Genomic DNA, 11,267 nt, shown 5'->3' on the forward strand with positions numbered 1-11,267 from the left:
CAGCACGGGCCTTCTCGATCATTGCGAGGCGACGACCCATTGGGCGGCGACGAGGTTGATTCAGGCCGCCCATCCGGAGATCAATTTGAAACCCGAGCGCGTCCTCGTTTCCTCCGGGCCCGATCAGAGGATTATCACCAGCGGCGGCAGTTCCTCCTGGGAGGATCTGGCGCTCTATCTCATTTCCCGCTACTGCGGCCCGACCGAGGCGATTCGCGCCACCAAAATCTTCCTGCTGGGGGATCGCAGCGAGGGCCAGCTTCTCTTTGCGGCCCTGCTCCTGCCAAAACAGCATGACGATGCAATTATCGCCGATTGCCAAGCCTGGCTTGCCATGAACTATCACGAGATGAACCCTGTCGGGCGGATGATTGCGCGCTCCGGCCTGACCGACCGCACCTTCAAGCGCCGCTTCCAGGCGGCGACCGGCTATTCGCCGATGGACTATGCCCAGACCCTCAGGATCGAGGAGGCCAAGCAATCGCTGGAAAGCGATGACAGCCCGATTGACGACATCGCCCATTCGATCGGGTATCAAGACCCGGCGTTCTTCCGCCGCTTGTTCAAGAAGCGGACAGGGGTCACGCCGGGCCGATACCGTCAGCGGTACCAAACTTTTACCCGCTATTCCGGCGACCTCTAGACTTTCGAGATAAACCAGACATTCATCGGGTCCCCTTCGAAGCTATGGCGCTCCACAGTTTTATAGCCGGCGTCCTTCAGAAAGCCTTCGGCCGTCTCCCATCCCCACATGGTGCCAAGGCCGTCGCCGCCCTGCCCCAACGAGATCGCCATGCAATGCGCGCAGGAGGCCGTGTAGAGAAACGCCGCGAAGGGAAAGTCGTGGTTCTTCTCAAGATGGGCGGAACCGCCGATATCCTGCATCAGATGGATGCCGTCCGGGCGCAGGGCCCGTTTGATCCGTTTCAGGAAATCCGCCGGATGCTTCTGGTCATGCACCGCATCGAAGGACGTGACCAGATCATAGCGCGCGCGCTCATCGAAATCGGACAGATCCCGCACCTGGAAGTTGATATTGGTCACACCGGCCGCCGCCGCATATTCCCGCGCATGGGCAATGGTTTCCGTGCAGAGGTCATACCCGGTAAAGCGGCTCGCCGGGAAATGCTTCGCCAGCGTAGTCAACGCATGGCCCCGGCCACAACCGGCATCGAGAACATCGATCCCCGCCTCCAGCCGTTCCGTAAGGCGCGGCTCAAGCGGGAGAATCCCCTCGAATATATTCGCCACCACCGTCTGGTCGCTGTCTTCCGACATGATCTCGTGAAAGCAGGGGAAATCATCATATTTAAGCCCCGCGCCGGTCTTGAAGCTCTCAACCAGCTTTTCCTGCATCGCGCCCACCATCGGGATGAACTGGGCATGGACCGCAAAATTGCCAAGTGCCGCCCCGCGCGTGAGCGACGCCGCATGTTCCGCGGGCAGGTCATAAAACTTCGCGTCCGGCTGATAATGGACAACGCCGCCCATCACCATCGCCGCCAGCCATTCACGAACATAGCGCTCGTTCAGCCCGGCCCGCCCGGCGATCTGTGCCGAGGTCATCGGTCCCGCGCCGCCCATGACATCGAATAGCCCGGTCTTATGCCCGACCGACAACATCACGGCAACGGCGCCCGAATTCACGACCTCCCCCATTTTCATACTGAATTCTTCCGCCGCCTGCATATCGAACGCCGGTAGTTCCTGTTCTACTAAAGTCATTTTTCTCTCCATCTATTGAGCAGACGGGAATTCCGTCTTACCGGCGATTACTTACGGCGAAAAAACGGTGAGGGTGAGAGGCAAACCGGACAGAAAGGGGCCGTTTATGCCACAGATGGGCAAAAGCGCGTGATGGCGGTCACCAATGGCGCATTGCCGGAGCCGTGTCGGCCCGCTTGACGGGCACACAGGTCTGTGGTTCACTTCAATTTTCAATGGAATTATGGGGGCAGAATGAAACCCGTTTTTGCCGTGATTGGCCTCACCCTCCTCGCGGCCTGCACGATTGAGGAGCCGCCGATTGATTATTCGAACCTCAATGAGAGCGACAAGACGGCGAGCTGTCAGGATTTGAGCATTGAATATGCGGCCAATACCGACCGCGCCACCGAACTTGCCGGGAAAAAGGCCACCTCCGGGCAGGCAAATGACCTGCTGGACCGGAATATCTCGGTCAAGGAACTGGCCGAGCGTAAAGGCTGCAACACCGTCCTCTGGCCGGAACAGCCGGGAAAGACGTTCTAGGCGGGAAAATATAGCGGGATTAAAAGGGAGGCCGGTTAAGCCTCCCTTTTTGTTGGATCAGCCGTTCTTTGCCAGTGCGGCGTCGATAACACGGCGGAGGTCGCTTGCCTCCTCCCCCACATGGCTGAGGATGGCATCGACTTGCGACTGGTCAAGCTCGCCCTTCTGCGCACGGAGGGCGGCGTTTACGAGGAACGCGCCGCCCTCGATCAGGGCGAGGATAGAGGCGGAGGTAATTTCCATGGGCCTAGCTCCCTTTTCCGGTGTCAGTTTCGGCGGCAAGACGCGCTTCCAGCAGGATCACCGATTGCGCCGCAAGACGGTTGAGCGCCGCGACATAATCCGGATCATTGCGGCAGCTTTCCTCCACAATCACCGACGCACTGCGGATATCACGGAGCGTGGCCGGATGATGAATCGTCCCATCAAGGATGAAATTCTTCACGATCCCCATGGTGGTGGCGAGGCCGTCACAGGTGACAAGCAACTGATCGCGCGGCGAGAGCTGCCCCAGCGGCGCGGCGCAGGCCGTGAGCGCCAAGAGGAGCGCGGCAATGATGGCGCGCCTCATTTGGTGGCCTCCGTTGTGATGGCGGCGCGGATGGTCATGGCGGTCAGCGCGGCGAAAATCGCCTCGATCATGTCCTTGAGCGCGATCTCGTCCAGAACATAGCTGCCCACCGCCGCAATAATGGCGAGCGCCGCCGTGACATAGGTTTTCTTGCCCTTCAAATAGGTCTTCATCAGGTCATTCCTTCTGTTAGGGGACGGGCGCATTTGAGGTATTTTTCCACCGTGCCACGCCCGAGCGCGGTGTTGTAATGCGTTTTCCAATAGGCGGCCTGCCCTTTAAGATCATCCGGGATCGCACCGGGTTTCCGCCAGTAATGGATCCGGCAGATCGCGGTCGCGAATTTAAGGTTCCAGACAAGTTGCGAGACTTTCGGCACCCCTTCCCCCGCCATGAACAGCCGGAGCCGCCGGAGAAGCGCGGGGCGGCGTCCGAGATAACGGAGGATGTCGTCATAGGTTGCGGGTTCGCATTGATAGAAGCCGAGCGCGGGCCCGCGTATTTGCCTCAAATGGCGAAACCCGCTCTCCACCAGCCCGGTGCCGAGGACAAGATCTTCCGCATTCACACCGCCCATTTGCAGCGCGTCCAGCGTGGGACGGACAATAAGTTCGCGTAAGTCCTGAATAATCAATTGCCTTGCTCCTTCTGCGTCGTAAACTGACGATGCCGCGTCCCAAGTTGAAAGTTGCCCGATGAGTTCAGCAAAACCCCGCCGAAGCCGGTTCGCCCGCTTTATCCACGGCACGACGACGCCGCTCGCCTCCATCTTCGGGAGCGGGTTTCTGGTGATCGTGTCCCTGCTGGCGGATACGACAGGGCCCTTTTCCCTGTTCGCGATGGCGGCGATCTGCGCGGTCGCCTATGCGGTGGGCATGGTCATTCGCCACAATATCGCCAAGGCGGAACCGGCGCTTACCTCAGGCAGCGCGCCGCGCCTGCTCACCCTGTTCGAGCGGGTGTCCGATATCGCGCTGATCCCGGCCTATATCATTTCGGTGACGCTCTATTTACGGATATTGGGGTCCTACGGCCTCGGCTTTTTCGGGGTCAACACGGAATATAACGAGCGGATGCTGACCACCGCGATCATTGCCTTTATCCTGTTTATCGGGGTCGCCAAGGGCCTCAAGATGCTGGAGGGGCTGGAACGCTGGTCGCTGATCACGACCCTTGCCATCATCTTCCTGGTGATCGGCAGCTTCGCCTGGTATGACGCGGGCGTTATCGCCGCCGGGCCGGTCACCCTGCCGCCGCTTCCCGATCATTCGGTCTGGGAGATTATAACGGTTCTCGCGGGCACCCTGATCGTTGTGCAGGGGTTCGAGACGACCCGCTATCTCGGCGATGAGTTCGACGCCGAAACCCGCATTGAGGCGAGCCGGAATTCGCAAGCCATTTCGACCGCCGTCTATATCCTGTTTGTCGCGGTCTCCCTGCCGCTGATGCATATTCTGGGCGGCGATGTCTCCGGGAATGCGCTGATCGCGCTCGCCAAGGAGGTCGCCTTCTGGCTCGCCCCGCCGCTCGTGCTCGCGGCCGTGTTCAGCCAGTTCAGCGCCGCAACGGCGGACGCCATCAGCGCATCGGGCAACCTGCTTGAGATAACGAAGCATCGCCTCTCGGCGCGGCTCACCTATGTGATTATCTGCGGCTTTGCGATCCTGCTCACCTGGACGGCGGATACCTTCCAGATCCTCGCCCTCGCCTCGCGCGCCTTCGCCTTCTATTACTTCCTGCAATGCCTTGTCGGGCTGGAGGTCGCGGAAAAGACAAGCCACAGGGTCGCGCTCGCCCTGCTGGCGGCACTGCTTCTCTTTATCACGATTTTCGCGGTGCCCGTGGGTTAGGGATGGCCGTCCTTATGCGCGAGCAGAAGCGCATAGGCCATGTCATGGATCGGGCTTTCTAGGCCGAGATTCTTGCTCTCCCGGCAGACCCAGCCGATAATGCTTTCCAGCTCCAGCGGCTTGCCCCGCTCCAGATCCTCCAGCATCGACGCCTTGGTTTTCGGGTTGGCGGTGGTCTTGACGAAATGCACCTGTTTCTCGGCGATTGTATCGGGCACATCGGCGCCCTTGGCCCGGCCGAGCGCGCAGATTTCCTTCATCGCGCGGAAGAAAAGATCCTGCATTTCCTCTGTCCCGATCCAGCCGCCCACGGGCAGCCGTGTCAGGCAGCCGATCAGGTGAAAGGGCGCGAGAACCACATATTTCGTCCAGATTTCCTTCATCGGTTCTTTCAGCGCGAACGCATCGGTGCCGTGTTTTTGAAGTGCCGCCGCCAGTTCATCATGAAGGGCCGTGTCGCGCGGATGGAGGGGGCCGAAAACCGTCCGGGTCAGGCTGCCCGTGCGCAACACCTGCCCCGGCGCCTCAACCACCGCCGGAATATAGGTGATGCCCGGTGAGAGCTGACCCTCCTCATATTTGGCGGCCAGCCGCTCAATCCCGTAAAGACCGTTCTGCAGGCTGATAATCTCGGTTTTCGGGCCGACCATGGGGCGCATATCCTCCGCCGCCTGATCTGTCGATTGCCCCTTCACCGTGAACAGCACCACATCGCAGACCCCGAGTTCCGCCGGGCTGTCCGAGACGCCTGCGAATTTCACCTTGAGGACGCCTTTTTCCGACGTAAGAGTAAGCCCGTCAGTTAAGAGCGCGTCGCGGTTCTTCCCGCGCGCCAGCACCACAACCTCATATCCCGCCTCGACCAGCTGGGCCGCGAAATATCCGCCGATGGCGCCTGCGCCGACAATTCCGATTTTCAATTTCTTTTTCCTTTATTTTTCAATTGCGGAACGCCGGGCGAGCCTGTCCGCCGGCCAGACTTCCTTCATATCATAATAGACCCGGAACGCCGGGACATCTTCGGGCAGGGTGACCCAGGGCAGCTTTGAGCGGGTGAAAATATGCACATCCGGCGGTAGTTGCGATGGATCATCCAGCGTGCCGACACGCAAAAATCGCATCCCGGCACGCCGTCCATAGTCACTCCACAGCGCTGTCTGGCAGCCCGCGCAATGATAAATGTCATGCGGCCCGCCACTGTTGGTCGGCACGGAAATGGCGACAAGCTCCCCGCCGAGATGGTCAATCCGGTCCGTCTCGGTCAGGGCATTAATGACAAAGGCGCTGCCCGAATGGGTCTGGCATTCGCGGCAATGGCAGCAATGCACGAATAACGGCGGTATCTGCAGCTTGTAGCGCACATCGCCGCAAGCGCATCCCCCCTCAATAATTTCGCTCATGATCATTTTCCTCTGCGTTATGGGAACGTTAGGAAAATTAGCCGCCCTCGGCAAGCCTCAATAAGGGGCGCCGTAATTAATTGGCCGAATGCCGATGGTCTCCCGGAACAAGATCGAGAGGAATGAGATAAATACCGCCATGATAAAAGGCATGATCAGGAAGCTGGACAGCACAAAGAACACCATCCCCGCCAGATCCGGCTTGTTCATCAGGATCAGCAGCAGCATTGGCATATATATCAGGACATAGAGCCCGATCACCGCCACCAGACCCAGCAGCAACGTGCCGAGGAGCGGCAGAAACATATCGATAATTGTCCGGGCAAAGTCTTTCAGCGCCAGCGGTTGATCAAGCGCGATGGCCGGAAAGATAAACATCAGCGGCATGAAACACAGGCAGAGCAGCGTGATAAACAGCACGATCGACGCGCTGGAGGCATCTCCCCCGCTCACCACATAGACCCGCGCCAGCAGATAGGTGACAATCACATAGCCCAGCATCGACCCGGCGAACTTGATCTCGCGCAAGCCGAAATGCAGGCCGAAAGACGGGTTGCGCCGCTCAAACTTGAACACGGTGAAGCGATGCCAGTAGACAGCGAAGATGGCATAGAAAATTTCATTCACGACCAGGCGGAAATACTCCGCCGCCGCCAGAATGTTGGTTTCCAGCCAGGCGATCAGCCCTGTCATCATCACCACCGGCACCGCCCGGAACAGGCAGGGCCAGCGATGCCCGATCACAAAGCGAAAGGCTTCGAGCAGGCAGGATGTCGGCTTCACTGTATGCGTTATTTCCATATTGTGCAGACTAGCGCCCAGACCCTAATCAAAGCTTAAATCGCGCGCATTTTGATAAAAAAGCGGGCGCTCATGGCGGGCCGCGTCCCGCTTACTCTGGTCAGAGCTTAATTCTTGCGAGCCAGCCTCTTGCGCCGTCGACCGAGGAATACGATCCCGGCAAGGGCAATCGCGAAGAGGGCCAATGTCTCCCCCAGCTGGTTCCTGCCGGTCAGCGTCTGCTTCGGCGCGGCATCATTGGAGGTGACCTTCGCCGGTTCCGCCTTCCCTGTGGCCGGGGTCAGCAGGGCGAGGTCCGTTGCATCGGATTTCGCCTTCTTGATATTGACGGTTCCCTTCTCGCATGCCTGATCCTGTCCGGACGCGACCGTGCCGCAGTCCGCCGACGCGGTGGCCGCGCTGACCGGTTCATTGAGGCTCAGGACGGTAAAACCGGCAATGACAGCGACAAGACCCAGTGCAAGAACACCTGGCTTTATATTCAGATACTTGAATATCATGGGCCGTCTCCATTCAAAATAAATTTTGCTCAATCAACTCATTGTTGGAAAAGCGACTGTTGGAAATACAACAAACTTCAATTTTTTAGATGATTATGCGTGAATTTTACCAGTTTTTTGCCTTAAATCCAGCGATTTCTCAAATATGGTTAATAATTTTCAACATAAATCCAAAAATTACCTCAACGGCTTTTTCCCTCATTGGTTTCAGGAATCGGTCAGGGCGGTTTACCCCCGGAGCCATAGCGAAACCCTGTGACAACTTTATGAAATTGCAGTTGCCGTGCCCCTGATCTGTGATATTTTATTCCGATGGAATCGCTTCTTACTCTTGCCCTGATTACCCTCGGTCTCGTCGCCATTCCGGGGCCGAATGTCGCGCTGACGGTCGCCAATTCGCTGCGCTACGGCACGCTCTATGGCCTGTGCACGGTGATGGGCACGACGGTGGGCGTCGGGGTACAGCTTATTCTCGTGGTGCTCGGCATCGGCGCGCTGCTGGAGATTGCCGCCGATATCCTGACCTGGCTGAAATGGGCGGGCGTCGTCTATCTCCTCTGGCTCGGCTATAAAAGCTGGATCGCGCCGGCGGAGGATCTCTCCACCGTCCGTGCCGTTCGCGCGCCGGTCTGGGCGCTGTTTTCGCGCGGGTTGATGGTGGCGATCCTGAACCCGAAAACCCTGATCTTCAATGCGGCGCTGCTGCCGCAGTTCGTCGCACCGGAGGGAGAATATATAACCCAGCTCACGCTGGTCGCCCTTGTCTTCCTGACCGTGCTCACCTTCGGCGATGCGCTCTGGGCGGTGTTTGCGGGCGCGCTCCGACCGCTGATGCTGCGGTTTCAACAGCTACGCAACCGGATCACCGGCGGATTCCTGATCGCCGCCGGGATCGGCCTTGCTCTTGCCGACCGGAAGTAGCGCCCGGCCTTTTTAAAATTCCTGAAAATCCATGTCCGGGCCTGTCTCCTCATCCAGAAAGCCGCGCGCGCGCCGCCGGTCCTCGGAAAAGTCCAGCTCCTGCCAACCCGTCGCATCCTCCGCCCGGTCGCTGATCCCCGCCGCCTCCGTCAGGTCGAGGCGTTGCTGCGCGCTTTCCGTATCGCGCCAGATACAGCCCTGCAGGATTTCATGGGCGGGAAAGTTGTCATTTGCCTCCTCCTCCTCCGATGGTGGCACCAGATAGGCTGCCTCCGCCGTTTCCTCGATAAAATTATCCGGCGTCATAGCCGTCCTATCCCTGCTGATTTTCTCTACTGCGGTCATGTCAAAATTCCTCCTTCTTATGGTTGTTGAGTTTGATATTTTCCGCCCCTGCGCAGACGGATGCCCTGCACATAGGCGCTGATCGAATGGCCAAATCCCGGCAGTCGCACCGGCCGCCCGACATGCCAGTAGGACTCCCGCGTCAGAGGTTCACTCCCCTGCACGTCACCGGAAATCGGCAGCCGCGCCAGCACATCGCATCGGTTGATAAAGCGCGTCACCCGGATGTCGCGCGAGAAGCCGTCCGCAAACTCCCGGTTGCCAAGGCGCGGGCAGGCAAAGGCATAGACCCGCTCCGCCTCCAGCAGCATCGCCGACAGTGTCGCCAGCGCCGCGCCCATGGAATGGCCCGTCAGCACGATGTTGCTCTCGCCCTTCAGCTCCCGCCGGATCGCCGCAAGCAACTGCCAGAGCGCCTGATAATATCCCTCATGCACCCGGCCGACCCCCGCCCAGGGCACCAGGTCGGTGGAAAGATTGGCCCGGTAGCTCCGCATCTCCCGCCCGAACAGGGCCGTGCCGCGAAAACCGACCAGCGTGATCCCGCCCTTCCGGCCAATCCAGGCGAAATGATCCCGCCCCGCGATCGGCTGAAAGGTATAGCCAAGCCTTGCCGCCCGCTCCGCGCCGTTCGGGTCATAGGCAATCTTCGCGCAGATGGCCGCCTCAAACGGGTTCATCTGTCGTCGCCATCCGAGAGGCCCTCACCCGCTCGTCGATTGTGACAAAGGCAGCCAAATGTCTCTCCTTCATGAATTACAGATTAAACGGCCGGAAAGCCTGCCCCAGCCAGGCGGCAAAGGTGGTTAACGCCGCGATGACCGTCCCTGTGATGCCGATAACTTTCAGCGCGCCGCGCCCCATGCTGACCTGAAGCGTCAGGCTTTTGACGTCATCGCGCAGCTCCACCATGTCGAGATGAAGGTTTTCGATGCGGACCCGCATGGCGCCGATTTCCTGTTCCAGATTGTTCATGGCGATCCTCCCTCTTTGCCCTTTGCGGGTGGATCGAACGCCGCCGGTTGCCGCGCCGCCGTGGGGCGGGGTCCAAGCGCGTTCCAGTATTCCCCCGCCGCCATCAGGCAGGCACGGCCTTTTGCATCGGTTTCCGTGAGGGTCCAGCGCTCCCGCGATTTCGTCGTGAACACCTCGATCAACGCGCCCCGGTTATTGAGCCCCTGCGCAATCAGAACCTCGCCGTAATTTTCGGCGAGATGCACGGCAAGCTCTTCGCGCGGCAGACAAAGCGGCGTGGCGGTGAGGCTCACCGGCATAAAAAAAGCGGCCCCAAGGACCGCCGCAGATATCAGGTTTTTCATGGTTTCTTCCCTTTCGGGCCTCCCTATTCGATGGCCTGAATGCTGAACCAGGTTGCGACATGACTTTCGATGTCCCGGCTCCCGCCGCTGTCCTGCCAGGCGACCATCTCGAAATAATCGCCGGGCGTGACGGCGAGCACGGGAGAGACGAAACTCTGCATGGTGCGGCTCAATTGCGCCCCGATATGCTCGAACGGGCGACCGTCGAAGCTGGCGGAGCCATTCTTCTCCAGCAGGATTTCGCGCGTGCCGCTCGCGTTGCTGTCCCAGCGGACCTGCCCGCTGACGATCACTTTCGAGACCCCGCTCGGCACCGTCAGGCGGCTGTTGTTGACGGAATTGTCATGATAATCGTCGGTGTCATAGCTCTCGCTCGCCCAGATGAGCGCCGTATTGCTGCTGTCCGAAATGCTCTGGTTGGAACTCATCGTCACCAGCGCCCCCGCGTGGGAGCCGCCCCCACCGCCTTCCGATGTGCTGTCGGTCAGGCCGATCACATCCGTCCCATCGCAATAAAAAAGCCGGGTTTCCCCGTCCAGCACCTGCCCCGCCGAACCGGAGGCGGTCTTGACCGTCGCTGTCTCTCCGCTGCCGTTGGTGACCATAAAGGGCCGTTTGACCTCCGGCACGATAAAGTTAAAGCCGCCGGGCGGACTGCCGCCGATGACATGGTGCCAGGTTTCACGAAACTCGGCATCGGTAAGCGTCACATCGCCCGACGTCGGGTCATGGCTCGCGATCTCATCACAAAGCGCGGATTCCAGCTTCGCATCCGCATCGTTGGAGGTGACATAGGCGAGCGCCTGGCTTTCGGCGATCTGCGGTAAATCAAGTTCGGGCATGCTAGATAATCTCCGTTGCCGGAAAACCCCGGCCTATGGTTTCAGAAAGTTGATAGAGGGTGAGGGAAAGCGTCGGAATGTTGACTTCGGAGAGGTCGAAATCCGCATTGAAGTCGGCGAGCGTGTAACTATATTCCGTGGCATTATAGGCATATTTCGAGACACTCTCCCCGTCATAGGTAAAGACCAGCTCATAGCGTTCCGACGCTTCCGAGAGCGGCACCGCGCCGCTCAGACTGCCGCCGCCGACCCGCGTCCGTCGCTGCCAGCTGAGGGAGAGATCCCCGCCGGAGCGCACGCCCGTAACCTGCACGGGCGCATAGGGTTTCAGGTCCCTGCCGGTGAGGGTCTTGATGGTGGCGGGCACTTCCTCAATCAAACGGCCCGCGCCCACCGCTTTCCAGCGGCGCGGCACATCGAGGCTGTTCAGCGCCGTAAAGCCACCGCCGATATCACCGGCGCGCAGCA

Annotated in this window: 18 protein-coding genes and 1 pseudogene; 4 read left to right on the forward strand and 15 right to left on the reverse strand. The window is 59.6% G+C overall.

The features are described from left to right. Positions 1-643: GlxA family transcriptional regulator (locus P1U71_RS16735; RefSeq protein WP_301106814.1), on the forward strand; the 643-nt coding region annotated here is incomplete at its 5' end. Here the strand turns inward: P1U71_RS16735 and P1U71_RS16740 are convergent. Continuing rightward, on the reverse strand, positions 640-1,725 hold the full coding sequence (locus P1U71_RS16740) for a class I SAM-dependent methyltransferase (protein WP_301106815.1): 1,086 nt from the start codon (positions 1,723-1,725) through the stop codon (positions 640-642). The genes P1U71_RS16735 and P1U71_RS16740 overlap by 4 nt on opposite strands. 234 nt (positions 1,726-1,959) lie before the next feature. Here P1U71_RS16740 and P1U71_RS16745 point away from each other — a divergent pair, with 234 nt between their 5' ends. Next, the gene (locus P1U71_RS16745) at positions 1,960-2,250 is read left to right on the forward strand and encodes a hypothetical protein (RefSeq protein ID WP_301106816.1); all 291 of its coding nucleotides are present in this window, start codon (positions 1,960-1,962) and stop codon (positions 2,248-2,250) included. A gap of 57 nt (positions 2,251-2,307) precedes the next feature. Here P1U71_RS16745 and P1U71_RS16750 read toward each other — a convergent pair whose 3' ends face one another. Genes P1U71_RS16750 through P1U71_RS16765 form a run of 4 tightly spaced genes read right to left on the reverse strand, consistent with a single transcriptional unit; the run spans position 2,308 to position 3,455 of the window. After that, positions 2,308-2,493: a hypothetical protein gene (locus P1U71_RS16750; protein WP_301106817.1), complete on the reverse strand. Its 186-nt coding sequence runs from the start codon at positions 2,491-2,493 to the stop codon at positions 2,308-2,310. A gap of 4 nt (positions 2,494-2,497) precedes the next feature. Next, positions 2,498-2,821 carry a hypothetical protein gene (locus P1U71_RS16755; RefSeq protein ID WP_301106818.1) on the reverse strand — a complete coding sequence of 108 codons (324 nt, stop codon included), beginning with the start codon at positions 2,819-2,821 and terminating at the stop codon, positions 2,498-2,500. Beyond that, the gene (locus tag P1U71_RS16760; RefSeq protein ID WP_301106819.1) at positions 2,818-2,994 is read right to left on the reverse strand and encodes a hypothetical protein; all 177 of its coding nucleotides are present in this window, start codon (positions 2,992-2,994) and stop codon (positions 2,818-2,820) included. The genes P1U71_RS16755 and P1U71_RS16760 overlap by 4 nt, the downstream gene beginning before the upstream one ends. Continuing rightward, a complete protein-coding gene (locus P1U71_RS16765) occupies positions 2,994-3,455 on the reverse strand; it encodes a hypothetical protein (protein WP_301106820.1) in 462 nt (153 codons plus the stop codon). The genes P1U71_RS16760 and P1U71_RS16765 overlap by 1 nt, the downstream gene beginning before the upstream one ends. Before the next feature lie 61 nt (positions 3,456-3,516). On the opposite strand from P1U71_RS16765, the gene P1U71_RS16770 reads away from it, so the two are divergent. Beyond that, positions 3,517-4,671, forward strand: coding sequence for a hypothetical protein (locus P1U71_RS16770; protein WP_301106821.1), 1,155 nt, complete (start codon positions 3,517-3,519; stop codon positions 4,669-4,671). Here the strand turns inward: P1U71_RS16770 and P1U71_RS16775 are convergent. From P1U71_RS16775 to P1U71_RS16790, 4 genes are all read right to left on the reverse strand, one after another. After that, positions 4,668-5,591 carry a ketopantoate reductase family protein gene (locus P1U71_RS16775; RefSeq protein WP_301106822.1) on the reverse strand — a complete coding sequence of 308 codons (924 nt, stop codon included), beginning with the start codon at positions 5,589-5,591 and terminating at the stop codon, positions 4,668-4,670. The genes P1U71_RS16770 and P1U71_RS16775 overlap by 4 nt on opposite strands. Positions 5,592-5,603: 12 nt before the next feature. After that, complete coding sequence (locus P1U71_RS16780) at positions 5,604-6,071, reverse strand: GFA family protein (protein ID WP_301106823.1); 468 nt, start codon at positions 6,069-6,071, stop codon at positions 5,604-5,606. A 57-nt stretch (positions 6,072-6,128) separates the two neighbouring features. Continuing rightward, positions 6,129-6,872 carry a hypothetical protein gene (locus tag P1U71_RS16785; RefSeq protein WP_301106824.1) on the reverse strand — a complete coding sequence of 248 codons (744 nt, stop codon included), beginning with the start codon at positions 6,870-6,872 and terminating at the stop codon, positions 6,129-6,131. A 107-nt stretch (positions 6,873-6,979) separates the two neighbouring features. After that, positions 6,980-7,372 (reverse strand): hypothetical protein, encoded by a 393-nt coding sequence (locus P1U71_RS16790; RefSeq protein WP_301106825.1) that lies wholly within the window; start codon positions 7,370-7,372, stop codon positions 6,980-6,982. A 312-nt stretch (positions 7,373-7,684) separates the two neighbouring features. On the opposite strand from P1U71_RS16790, the gene P1U71_RS16795 reads away from it, so the two are divergent. Further along, the gene (locus P1U71_RS16795; RefSeq protein ID WP_301106826.1) at positions 7,685-8,293 is read left to right on the forward strand and encodes a LysE family translocator; all 609 of its coding nucleotides are present in this window, start codon (positions 7,685-7,687) and stop codon (positions 8,291-8,293) included. Positions 8,294-8,305: 12 nt separating this feature from the next. Here the strand turns inward: P1U71_RS16795 and P1U71_RS16800 are convergent, their stop codons facing one another. From P1U71_RS16800 to P1U71_RS16825, 6 genes and pseudogenes are all read right to left on the reverse strand, one after another. Beyond that, positions 8,306-8,638 (reverse strand): hypothetical protein, encoded by a 333-nt coding sequence (locus P1U71_RS16800; RefSeq protein ID WP_301106827.1) that lies wholly within the window; start codon positions 8,636-8,638, stop codon positions 8,306-8,308. Positions 8,639-8,655: 17 nt separating this feature from the next. Beyond that, complete coding sequence (locus tag P1U71_RS16805; protein WP_301106828.1) at positions 8,656-9,318, reverse strand: lipase family protein; 663 nt, start codon at positions 9,316-9,318, stop codon at positions 8,656-8,658. 76 nt (positions 9,319-9,394) lie between these two features. Next, complete coding sequence (locus P1U71_RS16810) at positions 9,395-9,613, reverse strand: hypothetical protein (protein ID WP_207046549.1); 219 nt, start codon at positions 9,611-9,613, stop codon at positions 9,395-9,397. Next, positions 9,610-9,957 carry a hypothetical protein gene (locus P1U71_RS16815; RefSeq protein ID WP_301106829.1) on the reverse strand — a complete coding sequence of 116 codons (348 nt, stop codon included), beginning with the start codon at positions 9,955-9,957 and terminating at the stop codon, positions 9,610-9,612. Before P1U71_RS16815 ends, P1U71_RS16810 begins: the two co-directional genes overlap by 4 nt. A 23-nt stretch (positions 9,958-9,980) precedes the next feature. Continuing rightward, positions 9,981-10,799, reverse strand: a complete 819-nt coding sequence (locus P1U71_RS16820; protein ID WP_301106830.1) for a hypothetical protein — start codon at positions 10,797-10,799, stop codon at positions 9,981-9,983. Position 10,800: 1 nt separating this feature from the next. Further along, a pseudogene (locus P1U71_RS16825) lies at positions 10,801-11,267 on the reverse strand (hypothetical protein); the annotation flags it as partial.

Source organism: Sneathiella sp. (assembly GCF_029233945.1).
Taxonomy (GTDB): domain Bacteria; phylum Pseudomonadota; class Alphaproteobacteria; order Sneathiellales; family Sneathiellaceae; genus Sneathiella.

Bases quoted from the DNA above. Each gene is read 5' to 3' on its own strand.
- P1U71_RS16800 (WP_301106827.1), bottom strand. From the start codon at position 8,638: ATGACCGCAGTAGAGAAAATCAGCAGGGATAGGACGGCTATGACGCCG.
- P1U71_RS16780 (WP_301106823.1), bottom strand. From the start codon at position 6,071: ATGAGCGAAATTATTGAGGGGGGATGCGCTTGCGGCGATGTGCGCTAC.
- P1U71_RS16770 (WP_301106821.1), top strand. From the start codon at position 3,517: ATGAGTTCAGCAAAACCCCGCCGAAGCCGGTTCGCCCGCTTTATCCAC.
- P1U71_RS16745 (WP_301106816.1), top strand. From the start codon at position 1,960: ATGAAACCCGTTTTTGCCGTGATTGGCCTCACCCTCCTCGCGGCCTGC.
- P1U71_RS16785 (WP_301106824.1), bottom strand. From the start codon at position 6,872: ATGGAAATAACGCATACAGTGAAGCCGACATCCTGCCTGCTCGAAGCC.
- P1U71_RS16805 (WP_301106828.1), bottom strand. From the start codon at position 9,318: ATGAACCCGTTTGAGGCGGCCATCTGCGCGAAGATTGCCTATGACCCG.
- P1U71_RS16740 (WP_301106815.1), bottom strand. From the start codon at position 1,725: ATGACTTTAGTAGAACAGGAACTACCGGCGTTCGATATGCAGGCGGCG.
- P1U71_RS16760 (WP_301106819.1), bottom strand. From the start codon at position 2,994: ATGAAGACCTATTTGAAGGGCAAGAAAACCTATGTCACGGCGGCGCTC.
- P1U71_RS16755 (WP_301106818.1), bottom strand. From the start codon at position 2,821: ATGAGGCGCGCCATCATTGCCGCGCTCCTCTTGGCGCTCACGGCCTGC.
- P1U71_RS16795 (WP_301106826.1), top strand. From the start codon at position 7,685: ATGGAATCGCTTCTTACTCTTGCCCTGATTACCCTCGGTCTCGTCGCC.
- P1U71_RS16810 (WP_207046549.1), bottom strand. From the start codon at position 9,613: ATGAACAATCTGGAACAGGAAATCGGCGCCATGCGGGTCCGCATCGAA.
- P1U71_RS16790 (WP_301106825.1), bottom strand. From the start codon at position 7,372: ATGATATTCAAGTATCTGAATATAAAGCCAGGTGTTCTTGCACTGGGT.
- P1U71_RS16820 (WP_301106830.1), bottom strand. From the start codon at position 10,799: ATGCCCGAACTTGATTTACCGCAGATCGCCGAAAGCCAGGCGCTCGCC.
- P1U71_RS16815 (WP_301106829.1), bottom strand. From the start codon at position 9,957: ATGAAAAACCTGATATCTGCGGCGGTCCTTGGGGCCGCTTTTTTTATG.
- P1U71_RS16750 (WP_301106817.1), bottom strand. From the start codon at position 2,493: ATGGAAATTACCTCCGCCTCTATCCTCGCCCTGATCGAGGGCGGCGCG.